This window comes from Endozoicomonas sp. (genome assembly GCF_965196975.1).
GTDB lineage: Bacteria > Pseudomonadota > Gammaproteobacteria > Pseudomonadales > Endozoicomonadaceae > Endozoicomonas.
Genome location: NZ_OZ239981.1, coordinates 5,380,625 through 5,405,912, shown reverse-complemented (window position 1 = coordinate 5,405,912; position 25,288 = coordinate 5,380,625). Strand labels below are relative to the sequence as shown.

Below are 25,288 nucleotides of genomic sequence, written 5' to 3'. Positions count from 1 at the left end.
ATTCGCTCCATTGCATTTAATAAAATTTATAGGCAATTCAACAGTAAATCGGTTGTAACTATTCAGCACCCAGCAAAGGCGTATTGTTGTAATTTCGAACCGCTTTAAGAAGCGCCTGAAATATGTTCAACCCCTGCTTTTTAGCAGATGATAAATAGCTTCGGATTCGGGTAAACATGGTACCTCCGTCTTCGCTTCTGAAGCAGCCTGAGATCTTCTGCTTAAGTTTGGCCATCCTGGCATCACGTTCACTGCCATTGTTATCGAAGGGAATTGAAAAGTCCGACATGAAGCGCAACGTTTCAACCTTAAACTCAATAAGCCTTTTGAACAGGTTGTAGGCCTTGGTATCCCTGACCTTCTTACGTCCAAGCACCTGTCGTTGTTTTTCCATATAAGCGGTTTCCTTCGTGAGAGCCCTTTGAAGGATTTGGTCGTATATCGTCTCAATGCGAAGCTGTATTGCACCAGGCATTTGAGTCAGACCGGCTGCTTTGTATTTCTTGCAGAAGTGCCAGGAGAGCGTAAGCAATTTCATCAGCCGCAGAGCCAGCTTATTCGCATCCCTATCGACAACTCCCTGAAGCTCTCTCAGATGATGGGCATTACAAAGCACATGCACTGCCGCATAGGCAAAGTAGGACTTCCAATGATCGTGAACCAGAATGCCTGCAAAAGTCAGCAGGATGCCCATTGCATCCATTGCTTCACAACCTCGCCTTTCTGAGAGGTAGTAAAGCGTCCATTGGTCATCTCGCATAATGTGTAACCACCACAGTGAACCGTCAACCCGCATGCCAGTTTCATCCGCTCCTGCAACCGGACTTTCTTGTAAAGCATCGCGGATACTCTGCTCAGTAGAGGCCAGGTTCTCATGGGTATAGGCAACAAAATTGGCAACAGAGCCTGCGCTGACACTCATGCAATAAATAGTATTGAAATACTCAGACACCCGGTGATATGGGATGAAGTGATACTGGTTTAAATGAACAGCCATTGCCTGAGTCACTTCTCCGTATTGAGCAGCGGCTTTCACTCCTTGGGGAAACTCAGCGGTGTTCCGTTTACCACAAGGACATACTTTAACGTCTGCCCAGTACGCGGTAACTTCAAATTCTCCGGGTCTACCTGGATCAAAAACCTGTCGCTCAATGTATTTGGTGGGTTTAATATCGATAAGCGAAGACTGGCAACAGCAACATTTTTCAACCTTCAGATGCCTGACATAATCGGTAAGGCGACACGTCTCAAACAAGAGCCTTGATGACCTTTCTGGCCACCTGGTTTATTGCCTGAAGATGGTCTAAGGCTTTTGGGGTTCGGTGTTTCCTGTGAGGAGCAGGGGGCTTCTTTGGAAGATGTATCACCTTTATCACTCCCTTTTTTACTGGGCTTTTGATAACCATCTGACGATGGTGGCTTACTACTGTTTTGACTGTTTTTATTAACCCTTTCTTCCAGTTCGCTGCAACGTTCCCGTAAAAGCGCATTCTCGGTCCGAAGCTCTTCATTCTCTTTAAGGAGAGCTTCGGTAAACGGAGTAGCTGGGAAGTCTGGTTCCATACTGGAGATTTGTTAGAAAAATTGAGTATAAGATGATGGTCGAAAAATCAGAAAATTCCAGATTTATATGAAGGGTGCTGAATAGTTACGTCAGATCAATTGTCGGGGCATAAACCCCCAAAGGCCCACCATCGGTCATACTGATCTGATTAACCACCACACTTTCCCTGGAAGCCAGACCGCCCCGATCCAGGGTCATCAGGTCTGCAAACAGGAAGTCATTCACCAGCAGCCATGGGGTACCAATCAACTCTTCGATCTCAAGGTAACCCAGTGCTGTCATGTAGATGTTGCCATTGGTGGCTTTCAGCAGACGGGCATGCAGGTCTGAACTGGCCAGAATATTGATATCGCCATTGTCGGTTTCTGCAGACAGCCAGGGCAGATCAATCACCAGTGGATCACCAATACCGGTTGCGGCCATCAACTGCCCCTGTCCACCAGTGCAGTTTTCGCCTTCTGCATCGCAACCAACCCGCTGGGTTGCTTTCAGGTGACGTTCACCACTGGCAATATCCAGATCGGAACGTCCATTGATGCTACCTTCTGTCGTCTTGAGGTAAAACGCAGAATCCGCAGCATCGGATACCAGTTGACCAATCAGCTGATCACCACGGGTATGGACAAGCGTCAATTCACGGGTGTGGATAACTGCATCTTCACCCATGGAGAAACTGTCTGCACCCAGCAATGTTTCAGAACCAATGGCCATTGAGCCAGCATTAATTGCCTGCTGGGCTGCAAGGATAATCTCCCGGGCAGCCAGCAGATTCATATCATTGGCGACAGTAACCGACTCATTAAAGTGAATGGCTCCCTGCTGGCTGGTTGCTGTAAAGTCATCGCCAATATCCAGAGTCGCCAGTTCCTGATCGCCATCGGTAAACAATGAGGTACTTCCACCTGAGTTGATAATCGAGCGATCACCCATGGTGAAAGTGTCTGACTCAGACCGGATCCAGCCAGTGCTTTCTATCTTCTGGTCATCAGCAAGCGTGATTGCATTCTCAACCAGAAGATCAGTATTGCCGAGCACGGATACATGCTCTTTAAAATCAACAGCGCCAGCTGAACTATCAACATCCAGACTTCCACCGACGTTCAGGGTAGCCAGTTCCTGGTTACCTGAAGTATTAATTGTCAGGTCAACAGCGATATCAAAGCGAGCAGTATCACCCATGATTACGCTGGCAGACTGGATGGCAGTGTTGCCACCGGAGGCGATGGTTTTACCACCAGTCAGGCTGACACCATTGGTAATCACCAGGTTGATTGAGTCGTTGACGGACACATCATCATTAAAGGTCAGAGCACCACTGCCCAGAATATCGAGCAGGCCGGCATTGCTGGTCAGGACACCATTAAACTCTGCATCCTTCCCTACGGTAATATTGATGTCGTTTTCTACGGTCACCGTATCATTTACCGTCAGCTTGCCATCAATATCATCCGCCAGCAGCGCATTGCCCACATTCACTGCCTTGTTAAAGATGGCATCACCTGCCACATCCAGAGTCAGGTTATCACCGATCAGAACATCGCTAATGGTGGTGAGGCTTCCACCATTAGTGAATACAGCACCACTCGCTACATCCACCTTGAACAGTTCGGCATCCGCTTTCGTGCTCACATCCAGCGCACCATCAACCTCCAGAACCGAACCGTTAGCAAACGTCAGTGATTCAGCGTTAATGGTGGTATCACTGCCAGAATAAAGCTGTTGGTTCTCAGCCAGCGTCACGGCACCATTGAGAGCATCAATGGTTACTGCATTCATCACCGTAACGTGCTCTTTGAGCTCAACACGGCCATTCGCACTGTCGATATCGAGATTGCCATCAATATCCAGAGTTGCCAGCTCCTGATCACCAACCGTGTTGATAATCAGATCAGAGCCAGTATCAAAGCGGGCACTATCCCCCATGATTACGCTGGCAGACTGGATGGCGGTGTTGCCACCGGAGGTGATGGTTTTACCACCAGCCAGACTGACACCATTGGTGATCACCAGGTTGATTGAGTCGTTGACGGACACATCATCATTAAAGGTCAGAGCGCCACTGCCCTGAATATCGAGTAACCCGGCATTGCTGGTCAGGACACCATTAAACTCTGCATCCTTCCCTACGGTAATATTGATGTTGTTTTCTACGGTCAGCGTGTCATTAACCGTCAGTTTGCCATCAATATCATCCGCCAGCAGCGCATTGCCCACATTCACTGCCTTGTTAAAGGTGGCATCACCCGCCACATCCAGAGTCAGGTTATCACCGATCAGAACATCACTATTGGTGGTGAGGCTTCCTCCGTTAGTGAATACAGCACCATTTGCTACATCCACTTTGAACAGTTCGGCATCCGCTTTCGTGTTCACATCAAGCGCACCATCAACCTCCAGAACCGAACCGTTAGCAAACGTCAGTGATTCAGCGTTAATGGTGGAATCACTGCCAGAATAAAGCTGTTGGTTCTCTGCCAGCGTCACGGCACCATTGAGAGCATCGATGGTTACTGCATTCATTACCGTAACGTGCTCTTTCAGCTCAACATGGCCGTTCGCACTGTCGATATCGAGATTGCCATCAACATCCAGGGTTGCCAGTTCCTGATCACCAACCGTGTTGATAATCAGATCAGAGCCAGTATCAAAGCGGGCAGTATCACCCATGGTTACGCTGGCAGACTGGATAGCGGTGTTGCCACCGGAGGCGATGGTTTTACCACCAGCCAGGCTGACACCATCGGTGATCACCAGGTTGATTGAGTCATTGACGGACACATCATCATTAAAAGTCAGAGCGCCACTGCCCTGAATATCGAGTAACCCGGCATTGCTGGTCAGGACACCATTAAACTCCGCATCCTTGCCTAAGGTAATATTGATGTCGTTTTCTACAGTCAGCGTATCATTAACCGTCAGTTTGCCATCAATATCATCTGCCAGCAGGGCATTCTCAATCAGTACTGCGCCATTGAACGTAGCATCCCCACCCACATCCAGAGTCATGTTATCAACCACATCCAACCGATCGTTGATGACCAGGTTGCCACCATTAGTCAATGCTGCACCGCCTTCAACATCAACCGTATAAAGCTCTGCCTGCCCAACTGTGGATAAGTTCAGTGAGCCATCAACATTCAGAATGGAGTTATCACCAAAGTTAACCGAGCTGGCATTAATGTCTGTGCCAAGTGTTGAGTTGAAGCCCTGGTTGTCGGCCAATGTCAGGGAACCACTGGTATCGATATCCGCTGCTCCCTGGGTAGTGACCGTTTCATCAAAAGCGACCCACCCGGTAGAGCTTTCGACTTTCAGATCTCCACCCGCATCCAGCGTTGCAAGCTTTTGATTACCGGTTGTGGTGAGCGTAAGAGCCGACAGTGCGTCCAGCTTGCTGCCTGCCCCCATCTGAATAGCAGCGGCATTAATGGCAACAGCACTTTCAGAAATGATGTCTTTGCCCGCTGCCACAGATACCGTTTGAGCATCAGTAACCGTAAAGCTGCCCTTGGTAGAGACCGTGTTATTAATCGTCAGGTGACTGTCGCCACGGAACAGGAAGGCTCCTTCTGCTGAAGTTACCAGTCCGTTCATGGTGGCTACACCAACAGCGTCTATAGCAATATTGTCTTTTGCAGCAACCGCTTTATGGAGTGTCAGCGTTCCATCGGCGTCGATCGAAAGCGCAGTACCCGCATCAATCGTACTGTTCACCGTCAGAGCGTCACCGGCTGACAGGTCAACCGCCTGAAGAGACTCAATTTGATGGAAAGTTGCACTTCCTGAAGTCTTTGTCTGAATACTCTGTGCGGCTTTCAGCAGAGCACCGTCACCCATACTCATGGTGTTATTTATCAGGTTGAGCGCTGTACCAGCATCCAGAGTACTGCCTGCAAGCATCTCCAGTGCAGTGGATTGAACCTTCAGGCTACTGCCTGAGGATAACATCTGCTGCTCAGCGATGGTCACGTTTCCTGCCGCAAAAATATCCGCAGCCATGGCCATATCCGCACGCTCATTGAAGCGGATGGAACCTGTGGAACTGTCTGCATCAAGGCTGCCCTCTATATCCAACTGGGCCAGCACCTGATCACCGGAGGTTGCCAGTATCAGATCACCTTCGATATCCAGCTGACTGCCCTGGTTCATTTGCAGGCTTGCAGCTTTCAGCGTTGTCTTCTGACCCGATGCAATGGTTTGTGCAGCATCCAGGGTTAACGTCCCCACAACATCCACATCCACATCCACTTCACGACTGGCATCAAGACGACGATTGACAAACAGATCTTTCTGACCACGGAGGATGATAGAACCCTGCTCGCTGGTCAGCGGGCCATTGATGGAAATATTATCACTGGCGGTAATGCTGAAGTTATCACCAGAGGTAGCCACTGCATTAACCGTGGTAAAGGTTCCACTGTTCAGAACCGCAGTATTCTCAATATCCATCTGACCAGCAGTGATACTCGCCTGACTGGTAATTTCAGCCTCTCTGGCAGCCAATCCAGTCAGCACAATCGCTCCCAGGGAAGCATTCTGATTATTGGCAGTGGTCAGCTTAACCTTGCCGCTGTTGGCCGTCAGGTTAAACAGTGCCATGGAGTCCGATGCCGTGGCAGTGATATCACCGGCACTGTTGATGGTTGCCAGACTGTCCATAACCAGACGGTTGGCATCCATCACCAGGTTACCGGTTTGAGTAAGAACGCCTCCATTCAGGTTCATCTGACCATTGGCCAGCAGAGACATCAATCCACTGGTTGTGGTGATATCTGACAATGTCAGGCTACCACTCTGGGCATAAAGGCTGGCAGTTCCAGTCTGAACAGTTACCTCTTCCAGATTAATGCCGGCAGCATCCAGATCAGTATGATTTGTGACATTGATGGCCAGACCATCACCAGAGGTAATGTCGCCGGAAACATCCAGTTTCAATCCCTTGGCCTTGATATTACCCTGAAGATCCAGAGCCCCTGCGCTGGTCAGGGTGAACTGGTTATCCACCTCGGTGTTATCAAGGGTGAAAAGGCTGGTATCGCGGACGTTCAACCAGGCATTACCAGCGTCCATCTGCAGTCCACCGGTACCGGTCATAATGACATCAAGAACATCGCTGGAAGCGCCAATATTGTGGCTGTCTACATCAAGATCAAAGGTATCCGCAGAGATAAAGCTCTCATCGTTATAGGCCAGCAGATCATTATTGTTGTAGATCGACAGCAGACCACCTGCGCTGACAGAGCCCAGGTACAGGTCACCATTCACATGGTGGAGGTACATATCGGAAGCAGCACCTGCCTGGCGCAATGCACCGCTGAGATCAAGCTTCAGTGCATTGCCGGAAGCACCAATATCGCCGCGGGTATTGGAAATATAGAGATCACGGCCAAGGATATTGGTCAGGCCTGACTTTGACCCTATCGCACCATCGACAATCAGACGAACATCATCACTGCTTGAGATCAGTTGCCCTACCGTCAGCCCGGATGTGGACTCAATATAAATCTCATCACTGGCCGAGGCATAAAGCTCGCCGGGAACGTCTACTTTGATGGGGTCAACCTGCTTAACCCGGAATGTAACCGAACTGTCGGAAACCTCTGTGGAAATATCACCGGCACCTGCGGCCAGCAGTGCGGCTTTCTGAGCATCAGAAACAGTGCCACTACCCGTGGTATTGACGGTAAACACCAGGTCATCAAGGTTTTCACCAACACCACCACTGTTCACGATAAAGTGAACGTCAGAAGCCGTAACGTTGGCATCACGATTGGATAACTGGCTGGACGCATCACCGTTCAAAGCCGTAGAAGAGATACTGATATCCAGCTGACTCTGCTTCCACTGGGCACCATCCACCATATCGGTGTACCAGGAGGAGTCCTGTGCCAGGCTCAGTTTATAATCCTGATCATAATCACCGGAGAACAGATCCGCATAGTCGTAACCATAAAGGATGCCTTTCTGTTCCACACCCTTGGCATCTTCAGGGTTAACGAAGTTCTCCGGTGTGGCAACCTGGTCAGCAAACCACTGCTCAAGCCCCTGATAATCTGATTTAACCAGGCTGGTCAGCACGGCTTCATCCGTTTCGTTGTAGCGAAGTTTCAGGGCTTCAAGATATGCGGGGTCAATGGTAAACCCTTGATCGCTGGTATCGGTCAGACGCTGCTTCAGCATCCAGTAGGTGTGATATTTGTGGGTAAACTGGTTTTCATAGGACGATACAGTGACCGCTCCGGCATCATCATCCAGAAGGTGCAGGCTGTCCCAAACAGCAGCATCGTACGCCAGCTCCTCATCGGTCTTATCCAGACGGCCAATGGCATTCTTCAAACGACCATTGCCCAGTTTAATCACCACCTCTTCGCTGGCGCTGGCGCTGTAAAGTTCCAGATCACCACTGGCCTGATTAACTGCTATGTCCGTCGCTGCATTCAGCTTCACCGCCCCAGTGGTCGAGATATTGATAAACTGGTAGCTGCTGGTATTCCCAATGGTACCGACCTTACCAATACCCCCGGTTGAGCTGGTCAGGTCCAGTTGATCAGCCTGAATAATGGTGCTGCTGTTTTTGGCAACAATCCCCTTATCAATCACACCAACAATGTCGTATTTAGCTTTCAGATGCTGAAGCTCAACATCACCATCGGTACCCGTTACATTGAAATAAAGGGAGCCATGACTGGAGGACATTCCAAGCTCATCGGTGATTACAGACAGCGGATTTTCCAGGCTGCCGATAGTTCCTTTGGCGGAGATGGTGGTGACATCGGAGGTAATCGCAGTGGAGCCAGCGGTAATCAGATTATTCTGAGTGTTGATGTTCGTATTGCCACTGGGGTTATAAACATTACCAGTAAGCTCAATATTCCCTTTTGACGTTAAGTCGATAGACCCTGTAGAGGATCCGGTGAACTGGAACTTAATGGCATTATCGGCCTTAATATAAGTATGGGTATCCATACTGAGCCGGTAGGCCACTTCGACCAGTGGATCCACATTGGTCATGTTGCTGCCGTAATACTTGTCGTAACTCAGCCCCCAGTTCACACGCCAGACAGACGCGCTTCCATAGTCGTAGGTTTGAGTCAGATAGTTGGAGGCAGTGCCACCGCTACAGGCTTCAGGCTTGTAGGTACAGGTAGTGTAGTAGCTGGTTTCGGTATTCCAGTTGGTCTCGTAATACCAGTCCCCCAGCGTATTCGGGTATTTGGCAAAGTAACCATCAATGGACTTGCCATCATAAGGGGCAGAACTGTCTCCGGGTGGATCAAAGCTCCGGGCAATCGTTGCACCTTCACGAATGTAATAGAGCTGGCCAGCGACCGGGTTATAGGTCATGGACGACGTAGTCCCTGTACCACCATGACTGGCTACGTAATTAGACTCATCATAACTGACAGCCCAGGCACTGGTCTCATATTGACGGATCTGACTGCCTGGTGAGTGGACAAACCACTCACTGTATTCAACCTTGTACCCACGGCCATCACCGGGAATGTTCTTTTTCTTATTCAGGTCAGTAATACGGATAATACCAGTGGCATCATCCCCTGCACTGATGGTGCCCAGCACCAGCTGACTGTTCGAATCGTTATTGATATCAATCTGGCCAAGACCATCCTTGACAGTGATATTGCCATCTTCTCCGGTCGACGAGATTCTGGCTCGAATCGCTACATAGCCACCACCGCTGACAGGAATATCATCAGCAGTGATATTGCCGGTAGCCACATCATAGGTCAGCCCGATTCCGGATGAGCCGGCACTTGTAGATACATCAAAGTTATACTCTTTCCAGGTGTATCTGTCCGGGTCGTAACTGGGCTTTAAAAAGTCAGGCTGATAACTCGGGTTCTCCACTCTCAACCACTTGGTCTGACCCGGAACAATGGATACCGTATCTCCAGATGAAAGGCCCGCATCCTTAATGTAAGTCGCTATTGTCGCATCAAAGCCATTGCCAACATCAACCGACCAGCTGTTATCGGTACCAACAATGATCTTGCCGTTGATGTCCAGACGCTGAGCATTGATAACGACCTTTTCCCCAATGATGGAAGTACCCGTTCCTCCCAGCGTGCTTTTCACATCGCTGTAGCTGGCGCTTTGTGTCAGACTGGATTGTTTATTAGAGATCGGTTTGAACTTCCACTTACTGCCGCCACGACTGTCGCTGTTGGTCTTCATCTCAAACACAATAGCGTCAGAACCGTGGTATTCAGCGGCATTGGCGAATCCCCAGTTGAAGTAGATGTTCATCTCATCGTAACCGTAGTCACAGGACTTACAGCTACTGCTGTTCTGGTAATAACTGATCTGGTCACCGGTGTGACGAATCGCCCGCCCGGAGAACCAGTTATTGAAGTTGTTGATGCCTGTGGCGTTGATGGCCGTACTGTATTTGTCGTTAATGTAAAAATTAACAAAATCATCAGCAGAGGCCGGCTTCCACCCGGCTGCGGATGTATAGTTCACCAGAGCATCCGGATCACGGCCATAGGTTTGAGGCTTATTGCTGTTCAGCAACAGACTGCCATTTTTAACATCCAGGTTAATGGCATTGGCTTCGATGACAGCCTGTTGAATCAGGTCACCTTCCGCCACACTGATATTGACACTGGACAGAAGATTGGAAATATCTCCGTTAATGATGACATCAGAGTCCAGATAGTTAGCACCTGATGGGGCATGATCAATGGTAATACCGGTGGTATCGGTATAATCGCTACCGGACTGTTCATCAATGTAGGTATCTGACAGTGATGCTCCACCGGTTACAAAGACGTTACCACCGGTCTGATTGGTAATGCTCAGGTTACTGAGTACCAGATGTTCGTCTGTTTTGTTTTCAACCCGGATATAAGCATCGCCCTTTGCAGTAAAGGTTGGCTTACTGGAACCTGCAAGCGTGATGGTGTCTGCCACCAGATTGACGTTACCGGCTGTTGCCTGGACATTGGCAACCTCAATGGCAAAGTTGGGGTTCTCTGACAGGTCGTCCACAATGGCGGAAAGTAATACGACTTCCGCCTTCAATTCATCAATCTCTGTCTGGTATGGATTGCTGTTATCCACCACCAGGTCATCACCGCTACCGGTTGGTGCGGCAGGGTCATCGGCACCGGGATCACCAACGGCATCGTCATCTGCACCATCTGCTACATCAATACCCTCCGCACCGGAGTCTGGTGTCCAGGCTTCCAGTTCGGCAATGCGGTCTTGCAGATCCTGGATATAGGCTTCAAGCTCTGCACGGCTGGAATACTTATCGTCCATTTGGGCGGCAGTACCGTAACGGTAAAGCTGAGAAGTGATACTGCCATTGGTAGCCACCTCAACCCACTGGTAAGCGTACTGTCCTGCCACAACCGAACCACTGCCATTAAAGGTCAGCACATTGCTGGTGCTGGAATCACTACTGCCGAATGTGGTTTCAGAACTGAACAGCTCCAGATAGGGGTTTTTTTCAATGCCGCGGTGTGTGGAGCTTAACGCCCCCTCATTAGCCTCGTAACTATTCAGCACCCAGCAAAGGCGTATTGTTGTAATTTCGAACCGCTTTAAGAAGCGCCTGAAATATGTTCAACCCCTGCTTTTTAGCAGATGATAAATAGCTTCGGATTCGGGTAAACATGGTACCTCCGTCTTCGCTTCTGAAGCAGCCTGAGATCTTCTGCTTAAGTTTGGCCATCCTGGCATCACGTTCACTGCCATTGTTATCGAAGGGAATTGAAAAGTCCGACATGAAGCGCAACGTTTCAACCTTAAACTCAATAAGCCTTTTGAACAGGTTGTAGGCCTTGGTATTCCTGACCTTCTTACGTCCAAGCACCTGTCGTTGTTTTTCCATATAAGCGGTTTCCTTCGTGAGAGCCCTTTGAAGGATTTGGTCGTATATCGTCTCAATGCGAAGCTGTATTGCACCAGGCATTTGAGTCAGACCGGCTGCTTTGTATTTCTTGCAGAAGTGCCAGGAGAGCGTAAGCAATTTCATCAGCCGCAGAGCCAGCTTATTCGCATCCCTATCGACAACTCCCTGAAGCTCTCTCAGATGATGGGCATTACAAAGCACATGCACTGCCGCATAGGCAAAGTAGGACTTCCAATGATCGTGAACCAGAATGCCTGCAAAAGTCAGCAGGATGCCCATTGCATCCATTGCTTCACAACCTCGCCTTTCTGAGAGGTAGTAAAGCGTCCATTGGTCATCTCGCATAATGTGTAACCACCACAGTGAACCGTCAACCCGCATGCCAGTTTCATCCGCTCCTGCAACCGGACTTTCTTGTAAAGCATCGCGGATACTCTGCTCAGTAGAGGCCAGGTTCTCATGGGTATAGGCAACAAAATTGGCAACAGAGCCTGCGCTGACACTCATGCAATAAATAGTATTGAAATACTCAGACACCCGGTGATATGGGATGAAGTGATACTGGTTTAAATGAACAGCCATTGCCTGAGTCACTTCTCCGTATTGAGCAGCGGCTTTCACTCCTTGGGGAAACTCAGCGGTGTTCCGTTTACCACAAGGACATACTTTAACGTCTGCCCAGTACGCGGTAACTTCAAATTCTCCGGGTCTACCTGGATCAAAAACCTGTCGCTCAATGTATTTGGTGGGTTTAATATCGATAAGCGAAGACTGGCAACAGCAACATTTTTCAACCTTCAGATGCCTGACATAATCGGGTAAGGCGACACGTCTCAAACAAGAGCCTTGATGACCTTTCTGGCCACCTGGTTTATTGCCTGAAGATGGTCTAAGGCTTTTGGGGTTCGGTGTTTCCTGTGAGGAGCAGGGGGCTTCTTTGGAAGATGTATCACCTTTATCACTCCCTTTTTTACTGGGCTTTTGATAACCATCTGACGATGGTGGCTTACTACTGTTTTGACTGTTTTTATTAACCCTTTCTTCCAGTTCGCTGCAACGTTCCCGTAAAAGCGCATTCTCGGTCCGAAGCTCTTCATTCTCTTTAAGGAGAGCTTCGGTAAACGGAGTAGCTGGGAAGTCTGGTTCCATACTGGAGATTTGTTAGAAAAATTGAGTATAAGATGATGGTCGAAAAATCAGAAAATTCCAGATTTATATGAAGGGTGCTGAATAGTTACTTAGCCTCTATAAAGACGTGGCTATCCGAGCCCACCGCAAAACCGTCAGCAAACTCCACCTTATTGGTCAGCGAGATGTTGGACTTGGCTTTATTACCTGCAGGGATCGGAATGGCAGTCCAGTTATACACATTGGCCAGCGCATTACTGGTCAGCTGGTTTTCCTGAAAGTAGTTACTGGCACGACCACTGTAGATACCCACATCACCATAGCTATTGATAATGGCATTCTTACCAATATTCACCTGGTTAAGAACGTCCAGGTAAACATCACTGACCCCACCGGCTACACCTGCTGCCGCCCACACACTGACGTTTGCCTGGGCAACAGCGGATCCTCTTGAGTAGGTACCAATACCGATTTCACCCACCGGGTTATAAATGTTGTAGCCTTCACCAACGGTGATTTTATTTCGGGTTTTAACATCAACGTCCGACTCAGCGCCTGCTCCCTGAAGCGCCCCACCAATTTCCAGTTTGGACTCGTCGTAGACATAGAAGTCGGTGTTGGCATCGATGGTAATATTGTGATCGTAAGTGCTGTCCAGCCAGGCCAGATCCGATATTTTCAGCACACCGTTCTTACCAAGGATCACCTCAGCCGTCAGGTTTTTCAGGTTTTGATAGGAGAGGCCAGCAGAACCATTGGCCGCACCACCACCCGCGCCATACACTGAAGAGCTGAAGCCACTGAAGTACGGATTTTGAATCTGATAGGCACTGTTGAACGCATCAATATCCACCTGCATGGCAGAGAAGCTGACGTTCTTGCCCAGATCGACCCGAACATTGGTATCCACTTCTGTTTTTGACGTTGCACCGGAACCACCAACGACAGAGACCGTTGTGGAATCAGTACCTGCAAAGAATTCGGTCTCGCTGGCGGCCGAAATATAAACGCCACCCGCATCCACTGGCAGCACCCGGTAACCACTGGACCAGTCATCCACCAGCACAGCGGCAGAGTACTTGCCACTGCCATAGTCACCAGCGTCCATCACCGATTCCGCCGCACTGCCAGCGTAATAACCACCTCCACCTGCAGTGGTAAAGCTCTGGTTCTGGTTGAAACTGTTGGCATCAAGTGTCAGGTCACCTGTCCGCTCCAGGGCAGCAATGGGGTCTTTACCAAACTCAACTCGGGTAGAGGTAAATGATTGAGCAACACCTGTCTGATAACCACCAGCCACCAGCCCCACAAAATAGCCATCGGCATCGGCAATCTGCACACCGGTATGACGGGCATAAACAGAAAAGTCAGAGTAACTATTCAGCACCCTTCATATAAATCTGGAATTTTCTGATTTTTCGACCATCATCTTATACTCAATTTTTCTAACAAATCTCCAGTATGGAACCAGACTTCCCAGCTACTCCGTTTACCGAAGCTCTCCTTAAAGAGAATGAAGAGCTTCGGACCGAGAATGCGCTTTTACGGGAACGTTGCAGCGAACTGGAAGAAAGGGTTAATAAAAACAGTCAAAACAGTAGTAAGCCACCATCGTCAGATGGTTATCAAAAGCCCAGTAAAAAAGGGAGTGATAAAGGTGATACATCTTCCAAAGAAGCCCCCTGCTCCTCACAGGAAACACCGAACCCCAAAAGCCTTAGACCATCTTCAGGCAATAAACCAGGTGGCCAGAAAGGTCATCAAGGCTCTTGTTTGAGACGTGTCGCCTTACCCGATTATGTCAGGCATCTGAAGGTTGAAAAATGTTGCTGTTGCCAGTCTTCGCTTATCGATATTAAACCCACCAAATACATTGAGCGACAGGTTTTTGATCCAGGTAGACCCGGAGAATTTGAAGTTACCGCGTACTGGGCAGACGTTAAAGTATGTCCTTGTGGTAAACGGAACACCGCTGAGTTTCCCCAAGGAGTGAAAGCCGCTGCTCAATACGGAGAAGTGACTCAGGCAATGGCTGTTCATTTAAACCAGTATCACTTCATCCCATATCACCGGGTGTCTGAGTATTTCAATACTATTTATTGCATGAGTGTCAGCGCAGGCTCTGTTGCCAATTTTGTTGCCTATACCCATGAGAACCTGGCCTCTACTGAGCAGAGTATCCGCGATGCTTTACAAGAAAGTCCGGTTGCAGGAGCGGATGAAACTGGCATGCGGGTTGACGGTTCACTGTGGTGGTTACACATTATGCGAGATGACCAATGGACGCTTTACTACCTCTCAGAAAGGCGAGGTTGTGAAGCAATGGATGCAATGGGCATCCTGCTGACTTTTGCAGGCATTCTGGTTCACGATCATTGGAAGTCCTACTTTGCCTATGCGGCAGTGCATGTGCTTTGTAATGCCCATCATCTGAGAGAGCTTCAGGGAGTTGTCGATAGGGATGCGAATAAGCTGGCTCTGCGGCTGATGAAATTGCTTACGCTCTCCTGGCACTTCTGCAAGAAATACAAAGCAGCCGGTCTGACTCAAATGCCTGGTGCAATACAGCTTCGCATTGAGACGATATACGACCAAATCCTTCAAAGGGCTCTCACGAAGGAAACCGCTTATATGGAAAAACAACGACAGGTGCTTGGACGTAAGAAGGTCAGGAATACCAAGGCCTACAACCTGTTCAAAAGGCTTATTGAGTTTAAGGTTGAAACGTTGCGCTTCATGTCGGACTTTTCAATTCCCTTCGATAACAATGGCAGTGAACGTGATGCCAGGATGGCCAAACTTAAGCAGAAGATCTCAGGCTGTTTCAGAAGCGAAGACGGAGGTACCATGTTTACCCGAATCCGAAGCTATTTATCATCTGCTAAAAAGCAGGGGTTGAACATATTTCAGGCGCTTCTTAAAGCGGTTCGAAATTACAACAATACGCCTTTGCTGGGTGCTGAATAGTTACAAGTCAGAATAAGGAATCGATACCCCATCGCCCACTTTGGCAATGGACTGTGAACGGTTGGTTGCTCTTGCCTCACTACCGGCAATACCTGCCAGCAAGCCACCTGAAGCAGCAAAGGCGGCGGCATAAGCAGTTTCATAACCATCATTACCACTGCCCGTCTCAGAGCGAACAACCACATTGCCACTGCCATTGAAAATGGCACCGTCCGCAATTTCGGCCTGGGCTTTGGTTTCGGTGGTTGCATAAGCAAACGAACCACCCATGGCACCGCCGGCGGCCACTGTCACCCCATAAGCACTGGAGTAGAGACTCGGAGCTGACTGGGCATTAACATTAACAACCCCAGAACCGGTACCGATCGTTCCATAAACCGTGGCATTAACATCAGAATCATCATGCGCAGAAGTGATAACACCCTGTACGCCTGCCAGCAACCCACCGGCCAATGCAAAGCCGGTACTCTTGACCATACCCTCATTAACAGCCGATAGCGTAATGTTGCTATACCCATCAATCAGCTTGCCCTGCTCACCAATCCAGGCATCAATATCACCATCTTTTTCTGCATACCCGACACTGACCCCGATAGCGGCAGCACCAACATTGATATTCAGAGAACCATCGGTCACAGAAGACGGCTTACCACTGCTGACATCTCCCAGGCGGATTTCAGTACTGTCTTTGGCGGTGACCTGCAGGTCACCGGTGTCATCACCAACCGCTGAATTAATGCCAGCAACTACCCGGTTCTCACTTCGGGCATCGGTATAGTTGATAACGACGCTGGTACCACCAAGACCAACAATAAAACTCTTCATCTCCAGAGCGCCATCGTCATCGCTGACATTTTCCAGACTGGCACCAATCACTGCATTGTTGGCTTTGACACTGCTGTCCACCGTGGCAATGTTCATTTCATAAGAGCGGCTGATACCCACAACCCCGGCAATGCCGACGGAGCTTGCCTGCGCAGCCCCCAGCCCCTGGTAACTGTGCTGCAGCGTCCGGCTGTTAACATTCAGGGTATCCACATCCACCAGACCACCACTGATACGGGCAGCTGTGACACTTTCACCACTGAGTTTGAGGGACTTACCGGATTCGGTTGTAGTTGACGCTGCAGGTGTACTGCCCCGGGTGATGGTCAGGCCGGAATCCGCTTCCAGGGTCGCAATATCATCATCTGACAGATGTCGGTTATAACTGGCGGTATCGGTAGCCAGAACCGTATTGGCTTCGTTACGGCTGGGATCAAACTCATCTTCAGCGTTCGTGCCATCTTCCGCAGTGGTATCACCCTGGCCATACAGGGCAACACCGATACTGACAGCAGCTGCCACATTGGTGGAGGCCGCACCGGCCACACTGATCAGGTCAGATTCGCGCTGTGCCACTGCATCCACATCCAACGTACCAGCCTTAACATCAGAACCCACCACTTCGCTGTAAACCTGAGAGCGCCCCAGAACCACGTTGGCGACAGCACCAACCCCCACACTGGCACCAGCACCAATCCCAGCTGCCATCTGATTGGCGTATTGAATTTCCTGGGCATTGACCGTCACATTCGTCGCAGCAGAAGAGCCATCACTGCCTCGTAAATCGGTGGTCAGATCGCTGGATTTGAGATATCCATGAACAGCTGCCCTGGTTTCGCCGCGGAACTCCGTGGTATTGATCATCGCGGCAACGCCATAACTGCCACCAATACCGGCACCAAAGGTATAGCTGTTAACACTTGAGACACGATCGGCATCAACGGTCACTGTGTCTGAATTGACAGTGGTCGTATAAGTATCACCATTGTCATCGAGGTCATTGCCAATGATTGCCTGCGAGTCACCACCAACGATATTGACCGCCAGGCCGATCCCGACACCGACTGTGGTACCAATACCTGCGGCACCGGCAGCGACATTGGACTCCTGCCTGCGGTCAGCTACCACAACCACTTCATTGGCATTAGTGGTTCCACCACGGAGCCATGCGCGGGTATCTCCCATCTGTTCCGTAATTACCACCGAAGCGGCTCCGCCTAAACCTCCAGTGGTTCCAAGTCCGGCAGCAACACCGGCAGATACGGCTTGAGCCAGCTTGGAGCTGTTGGCATCGATCGTCAGCTTGTCGGCATTGACGGTGCTGTTAACAACGGTTGCTTCACTGGAGCGTTTCTGGGCATTGGTTGCAAAACCACCTACGCCAGCTCCGGCAGCTTCACCGCCACCAGAGACGGCGATACCGGCAGAAACCGCCAGCCCTGCTTCATGAGCGTTGGCCCGCACATAAACATCGGCACCGCTTTCATTGGTAACGCCAGAGTTGATGGTTGAATCTTTGATGTAGGCTTTTGTGGCATTGTAGGTGCCATTGGTAGCAACGTTGGCATTGATCGCCACGGTCTTGCCACCGGCGCCACCCACCGTAATGGCACGCTGTTTGGTTCGTGATGTCGCGTTAACCACCAAACCATTAACGGACTCTTTGGTTCGGTTCACTGAGAGCAGATCAAAGCCACTGGTCAGATCACCCATTGAAACCGAATCGGGATCAGAATCATCCCCTGCTGTGGATAAGTCGGGCAGATCACCATAGCCCTGCAGGTCACCGGTATCGACCTGCATGGTGCTGCCCTTGCCTTTGGCGATGACGACCGCGTCATCAATGTAAGCTTCTGTTTTGCCATATTCCATGGCGGTAGAGATGGCGACAGCACCGGCACCACTGTCGAGACCAATACCCACAGCACCGCTGCCCACCAGATTGACACTTAGCGCATCCGCATTGACCAGTACATTATTCCAGGCCTCTACCCGGGCATCCTCAGCGATTCTTGCCGTGACATCGCCGTCTATGACACCCGTACCGACCGACCCGGCGAGAGATACCTGTTTTGAAGCGGCGACCCCGGCATCAATGGTTAGCAGCCAGTTTCTCCGGAAGGCATCAACCACCACGTTCTGTGCTTTTAATGTGGTGCTTCCCGCTGTGCTCCCATTACCCAGTACCTCTGCCGTAACATCAGAGTCCACCCGGTTGGTGGCAATGGCGACACCACCGGCAGAACCGTTACCGGACCCTGCCCCCATCCAGGCAGTAGCGACACTGTCGGTGTAATCATGTCCCTTAACGATGACATCGCCACCACTGTTTGAAGAAGCATCGCCAGAACGATTGGTCGCCGTATCCTTGATAGCGGCTTGAATGGTCTGGTCCACGTTATTCGTGGAAATCGCACCGGCAAAGCCAATGCCGCTCTGCCCAAGTGAGGCGCCAATGGCAATGGCATTGCCCACCAGCAGGTTCTTATCGTTTGAAGCACCACTGAGCGCTTTGACCGTCAGGTCTTCATCAACTTTAAGGGTGGTATTGCTGACTCTTGCCCTGGTGGAGTGTTCATCGGTACCCACAAGGTTGAGCGCCACGGCCAGCCCACCAGCACTGGCACCACCCTGTCCACTGGCAACGGCTACGGAACCAGCGACGTTGATCATGTCCATATCGTTCTGGGCAGTCACAGCGACATTAGACGCATTGATAGTGCCTTTATCGCTGCCATCCCAATCACCGATCTCTGCCAGAATCTGGTTATTCAGTCGGTTCACGGCCACCGAGCCAACGCCAGAGAACCCACCGGTACCCACACCGACACCAATGGCTACGCTGTAGAGCAGTGAGTTATCACGGGCATTAACATTGACCGTTGCCCCGGTGTTGTCATCCTTGTTGATATTGGTGTCTACAATGCGGGCTTTGGTTTCGCTTTTTACGTCAGCATGGGCGTAAGAAATCCCCAGGTTCTTTTTGCCCACCTGCACAACACCGGCAACCGCAATAATCCGTTTGCCTTCACTGTTGTAACTGTAGGTTGAACCACTGCCGTCTTCCGCAGTATGGACATTGGTATTGTCCATCGCTTCAGCACCGCTGAAGTCAAAGTCTTTATTGGTATCACTGCTGCCCAGGTTACTGATGATGGTATCGAGATCACCATCTTTCTCACCGGTGGCGTTGACATTCACCGTGGTTGCACCGGAAATATCCGAGCCTTTGACCAGTGCCTTCGTGTCCGCACCAATCGACCCAATGGCAAAGCTGCCCTGGAAGCCGAGGGAGTCCTCAAGGTTATCGTTATAGCCAATACCCGCGGCACCAATGCCAATACGGTTCAGGCTGCGGGCACTGACATCAATCTGGTCAAAATTGGAAATAGTAGAACGGGTACTGCCACTGAAATCGATGATGGCTTCTGTGGCTTTGCCATCATAAACATCTTCATCGTAGGCTGAGCTGAGGACATTATTGCCATCGGGGTTGGCATCGCCAACAATAGCCGATGGGTCATTGATTTCGGCAAAGGTAATGGCCAGACCGGCGCCCTGCTTTCCTCCGGCATACAGCGTACCACCACCAACACCCACATAACTGTTGTTGTAGGCTGATACTTCTAGATCGTTATTCGCCCCATTATTCGAGCTGATTGACGACCCTTCGATTCTGGCCGAGGTACCGTCGTATATCTGGGCTCCGGAGATGGACAGGGCACCATTCTGGGTCATCTGGGAATTGCCCGCCGGACGGGTGACAGAAAGCGCCAGGGCAACGGAGGTTAATTCACCACCATGAAGCGCCTGAACCGCCACATCATCTGCATAGCTGATGGTCGTGTCTTTTATCCAGGCCAGGGCATCATTAAAGCTGATCTGATAGGCGATGGCACCTGCGATCGTATTCTGGTTACTTGGGGACTGAGTACCCAACATAGAAAGGGCAGCTGAACCGGAGGCACTGGCAGAGATGACTTTTTCCAGTGCCTGTACTTCTACATCAACATCGTTGTAACCATTGCCATTTGAATGGCCGCTGATGGATGCCCCGTCAATGATGGCTTTGGCATCCATATTGTTGACGGATACCGTGAAGCTACCTGCACCGGCTAATCCCGTTTGAGCGGAGGAGACTTCCGCACTGCTCTGGCCATTGCCATTGGAGTTACTATTGTCATTCGCTCCATCACTGGATGCCTGCCCGACGGAAGAATCTCCATTGCTGCTGTTTGCACCGGTATAGTTCGCCGCCACCTTGGAAGACAAACCGTTATACCAGTTCTCAAACTTCTGCCCGACTCCCGGCTCGTTGGTTGGTTCTGTCGTTAACGCACCCGCAACGGCAATGGAACCATTAGTACCACTTGAACGACCACGGACAGATACACTGTTGGCAACAATCCCTTTGGTGGGGGTTGGTGCGGTAGGCGATGTAGGGTCCGGTTTCGTGGTATTACTGTTGCTGCTGTCCTGAAACTTGACCTTGTCATATTCGCTGCTGTTATCGCCAATAAAGGCTTTGGTGTCACCCTGGGATACATTAGCCGCGATGGCAATACCGACAGCAGATTCTGTAGACCAGTTAACCGCACCGGCAGCCGCCCAGTTACCAAATTCATGGTCGGCAACGATCACCAGATCACCAGCGCTCAGCTGGGCGCCTTTATGAAGCGATGCATGAGTCAGCACTTCCGAGTTCAGAAACCCCAGAACGCCGTTAAAGCCAAGCCCTTTTCCCATGCCGGATGAAGGCGTTACCAGAATGTGCCGTTCATCGGTTTCAGAATAGATATCAACATCACCCGCAGCAGTTACCGTCGCTTTACCGATACCGGCAACCGCCTGACCACTTTGCTGAACGTAAGTAATGGAAGCACCAACCGATTTACCCTGTTTGTTGGTTCCATTGCCATTGGGCAGAATACCCAATGAGCCGATATTCCCTGCCAGGTTAGCCGTTTCCATCAGGTTATAAGCGCTGACTTCTACGGAGTTATCAAAGCTGAAGCTATAATTGATGTCTTTAAAGACGCTGTAGTTACCCAGAATGCTGGTAACCTGGCTGTTGGCTTTCACCTCACGGCTGGCATTCCAGCTGCCAGTCCCCGTGGTGGTCACCTTGGCGCTATCACCAATCCAGGCCTTGGTGTCCATATCGTTCCAGACCACATTAAGTGATCCACCATAGGCTTCTTTATCAGCAGAAGCGCCAGCGTTAGCGAAGGTCGTCAACAGATTATTCTGCAGCCCGCCAATGCCATTGAACTTACCGAGGACATCCGCAATCGTGTCCCATTTATCGTAAGTACTGACGATCGGCATATACTGGCCAGCTATAACGCCCAGGTTGGCGGCATTAATCTGCACAAACTTACCAACTTCAGATACAACATCACTGTCGTTAATAGCGAAGTTCAGCGCCAGAGCCAGACTGGTATCTGCCGCTGATGTCTGACCTGCACCGGCAGAACCTTCCGCAGGCGCAGTTACTGCGGTCTCTGCAGAGGTCCGGTACCCACCCTGGTCACCACCAAGAGAGCCAGTACCATAACCGCCCGCCATTTTTTCATTATCAGTACCGATGTCGACCTGACTGGCCACCAGCACATTACCCGTGGCATTGATTTTCGGAGCATCCGTCTGGTTGCTGGTATTGGTGCCCAGATAGCTGTAAGCATCGTGATCGGAGAGGTTAAGAGAAAATGCCAGACCACCTTTAAAACTGACCTTGCCCGACTCGTTTTTTTCAACGGACTGACCAGAGCCCGTCAGGAACTGATTGGTATAATTGGTAACACCGGTCTGTAAAGCAGACACTCCCTGCACAACTTTTGAACCAACGGTTCTGAAAAGCAGACTGCTGCCGACCGTCACACCAGAGTGAACCCGCTGGTTCAGGGTTCGGTTTAACGACGTAATGGTCACATTACCGGTTTTATCCAGATCGGAGCCAAGGCTGCTGCCCAGCTCGGCTGTGGTATTGGTATCAAAATCGCCAACGGCTACTGCTACACCATACTGAGTGTTTTTCAGACCATAAGCAGAAGCTGAGACGTAGTAGTAGTTCTGGTTTTCTGCTGCCAGCACCAGGTTGTTGGCATCCAGAGTTACACCGGAATCAATTTTTGCGGTTGCATCAACATCAGACTCGCCCACCGCGGCAGCTATCACCACCTTATTGGCATCTTCGGCGATGATGTCCATGGCCGATGCTGAGATGTAAGACTCGTTATGAGCAGAAACTTCAAGGTCACCACCGGCTTCAATGGTCGCTCCACTTTTGACATGAGTCGTACTGGTAGCATCACTGGTGGCATACACCGCAGCCAGAGAGCCTGTCAGCTGGCTGCCAAGGCTGATTGAGGAGGCTTCGGTCAGTGCATGAGACTCTGATGTGAGTGTTACATTGCCGCTGGCCTGGATGTTGGCTCCGCTGTTCACATTCACCGTGGCATCAGCATCAGCATCCATAAAATAGAACGATGCCCCGGCAAGTGCACCCGTCGCAGCAACCCCCATTGCGGTACCGGGTTCTTCATAGAAAGAGCTGTTGGCAATGGATTTGGCTGTCGCTGTTACATTTGCTGCATAAACCTGCCCACCCAGATCGATATTGGTTTCCGACGTTGCTTTGCCAATCCCGATGTTTTCTGTCACTGATGCCGTCAGCGTTACATCACCACGGGCAGAATCACCACTATTACGGGTATCCAGCGTACTGCCAGAATTCAAATCAATATCTTTGGAAGTGATGGTAATTCCGGATTCAGCAGCCAGAGTGCCAGACACATCAGCCTTACTGTCGGCAGTAACGGCCAGGCTTCCACTGATATCCAGGCTGCTGCCTGTATTGGTTTTTAAGGTGTCCGAAGAAACCGTAGTAGAGCCGGCAACTGTCGTATTACCAATCAAGGTAATACCTTCAGCAGACTGCTCAGGATTGGATGCGGTTCCAGATTCAAAAAGCACCGTTTTTCCGGAAGCGCTTAAACTCAACGTTGTTGTGGTTTGATCCGTCTTTCCTTTAAAGGCGATGATGCCTGCAGCACTGGCAGAGATTGAGTCCCGGCTATCCAGCGTTGCCCCGGCCTTAACATCAACATTCTCGGCCATGATGGTGAAGCCACCATCGGCATAGAGGTCACCGGAAAGATCAATGGCCCCAGCGGCTGAGCTGGAAGCCCTGAGGGTAATAATGCCGCCATCAACATTGAGTTCTGAGGGAATGGTCAGATCATCGACATTGACTGCACTTAATGCAACCGCACTGGCCTGGGCTGCACGCCCTGAGATCACAATACCGCCACTATCAACCTGAATGGTACTCGCATTGACATTCAGGCCACTGGCGGTATTGATCTTACCTTTGATTCTGACGGTACCGGAGGATGAAACACTAAAACTGTCGTTAAGCAGGTCAGTAATTTTTGCATCAACGGCATCAGCACCACTGGTTAACCCTGTAATTTCAGCTTCTGTAGGGGTCTTGATCGCCAGACTACCAACATTCACCACACCCGACTCGCCCACCAGAAAACCGGCAGAACTGGCAAATACAACATCGCCACCCAGGGAACCACTCTTGTAGCTGTTCATAATCCCGTGAACAGCTGGAGCTTCAGAGCCTCGAACGATATTGACCAGTTTGCTGGCACTGTCAGGAACCTGAAGGTTTACGGTATGCGAGGAACCCACCACAAATTTGTTGAATACGTTGATCGCGGACGTACCCGACATTTTTTTGGAGGTAATGTCATGAATATTGCTATTAGTGCTAATGGAGGTGAAGTCACTGACAGCCTGAATATCGTGATCAACAGCAACCGCAGCACCCGATAACAGCATGCCTAATGCAGCAGGCATTCGAAGCGCCGAAGAAAAAGAGGCTCCGGTGGATTTCTGGTAAGCCCTCGCCGAGTTAACCCGACCGATGGAAACCGATAGCTGAGTGCGATCAAAGTCAGCCATAATTTGCATCCTTGTCTAATATTTATTCTTATGCCTGAACCACCTACTTCCAACGGTTCAGTGCTGTTCAAAATACAGCAACATCTCTACTTAATGCTGAAAGGCACAATGAGAACTTACTGATACAGCTTTTTATATTTTCCGACCAATAATTAAAGTTGTAACAAAACCGTCACAAATCAAAAGAGCCTTACAATGAAGGCTCAATATCATTAATTACAGTGTTTCTTTTTGTCGTTTAACCAAGCGATTCAACGCCCCGAGGGAATGCAAGTGAGCATAGGTCCATGCTAACCAGCCTGAGTCGAACCAGCCTTTTACTTTGTCTTCAGGAATTGAATTCAATTTTTTTTCATCAATAACAAATAACCCTTCAAGCCTTAAGGGTTTATCTTTCTCCAAAAGAATCTGGAGATTAAACGGAGATAACAGATCAAGCTCTTTTAATTCCTTACAATAATCAAGGGTATTCTTATGCTGCTGGTCATAATTATTAAGAAATTGAATAATGTTATTCAGAGTTTCCGTATTTTCACCGTCATCACTGAAAAGGGCCTCACCTTCTTCGCCCTCAAACTGACTGGCGTTCTGATCAAAGCAGACGGTACCTTCATCAGTCAGAGCGAAAGGGTAACGGCGGATAAAAGCGGGAATATAGCTGTCACTCCAACTGCCCGCCTCACCCAGATGCTTATGGCCTGCATCCATCAACGAAAGAAGGGCAAGGGGGAAAAAGTTTCCCTGATCATCCTTACTGAATAGCACGGGCATATCACGGCTGGCTTCAAAAAATTCGATACCCGTCAGTGGAACAGAGTTTACATCTTCCGTGAAAGAGTAATCGACCGATGCCTTAAACTTAAGGGTCTTGTGCACTTCGCGGTTCAGAAATGCCGGCTCATTGTAGAACAGTAATGTTGCCATAATCAGGGACCGCCTCTCTTGTTTTGTCT

Annotated in this window: 8 protein-coding genes; 1 reads left to right on the top strand and 7 read right to left on the bottom strand. The window is 50.0% G+C overall.

The genetic code is table 11. The features are described 5' to 3' along the window. Positions 1 to 58 precede the first annotated feature (58 nt). From tnpC (ACOCLE_RS23970) to ACOCLE_RS23950, 5 genes are all read right to left on the bottom strand, one after another. Positions 59 to 1,255 (bottom strand): IS66 family transposase, encoded by a 1,197-nt coding sequence (gene tnpC / locus ACOCLE_RS23970; RefSeq protein ID WP_419534548.1) that lies wholly within the window; start codon positions 1,253 to 1,255, stop codon positions 59 to 61. Then, entirely contained in the window at positions 1,213 to 1,563 is a 351-nt protein-coding gene (locus ACOCLE_RS23965) for a DUF6444 domain-containing protein (RefSeq protein WP_419534547.1), read from the bottom strand. The genes tnpC (ACOCLE_RS23970) and ACOCLE_RS23965 overlap by 43 nt, the downstream gene beginning before the upstream one ends. An 85-nt stretch (positions 1,564 to 1,648) precedes the next feature. Continuing rightward, a complete protein-coding gene (locus ACOCLE_RS23960) occupies positions 1,649 to 11,095 on the bottom strand; it encodes a hypothetical protein (protein ID WP_419534546.1) in 9,447 nt (3,148 codons plus the stop codon). After that, positions 11,085 to 12,590: an IS66 family transposase gene (tnpC, locus tag ACOCLE_RS23955; RefSeq protein ID WP_419532963.1), complete on the bottom strand. Its 1,506-nt coding sequence runs from the start codon at positions 12,588 to 12,590 to the stop codon at positions 11,085 to 11,087. Before tnpC (ACOCLE_RS23955) ends, ACOCLE_RS23960 begins: the two co-directional genes overlap by 11 nt. 85 nt (positions 12,591 to 12,675) lie before the next feature. Beyond that, a complete protein-coding gene (locus ACOCLE_RS23950; protein ID WP_419534545.1) occupies positions 12,676 to 13,956 on the bottom strand; it encodes a hypothetical protein in 1,281 nt (426 codons plus the stop codon). A 74-nt stretch (positions 13,957 to 14,030) separates the two neighbouring features. On the opposite strand from ACOCLE_RS23950, the gene tnpC (ACOCLE_RS23945) reads away from it, so the two are divergent. Beyond that, positions 14,031 to 15,536, top strand: a complete 1,506-nt coding sequence (gene tnpC / locus ACOCLE_RS23945) for an IS66 family transposase (RefSeq protein WP_419532963.1) — start codon at positions 14,031 to 14,033, stop codon at positions 15,534 to 15,536. On the opposite strand, the gene ACOCLE_RS23940 is transcribed toward tnpC (ACOCLE_RS23945), so the two are convergent. Beyond that, the gene (locus tag ACOCLE_RS23940) at positions 15,537 to 24,335 is read right to left on the bottom strand and encodes a leukotoxin LktA family filamentous adhesin (RefSeq protein WP_419534544.1); all 8,799 of its coding nucleotides are present in this window, start codon (positions 24,333 to 24,335) and stop codon (positions 15,537 to 15,539) included. A gap of 216 nt (positions 24,336 to 24,551) precedes the next feature. Continuing rightward, on the bottom strand, positions 24,552 to 25,259 hold the full coding sequence (locus ACOCLE_RS23935; protein ID WP_419534543.1) for a SapC family protein: 708 nt from the start codon (positions 25,257 to 25,259) through the stop codon (positions 24,552 to 24,554). Positions 25,260 to 25,288: the final 29 nt, after the last annotated feature.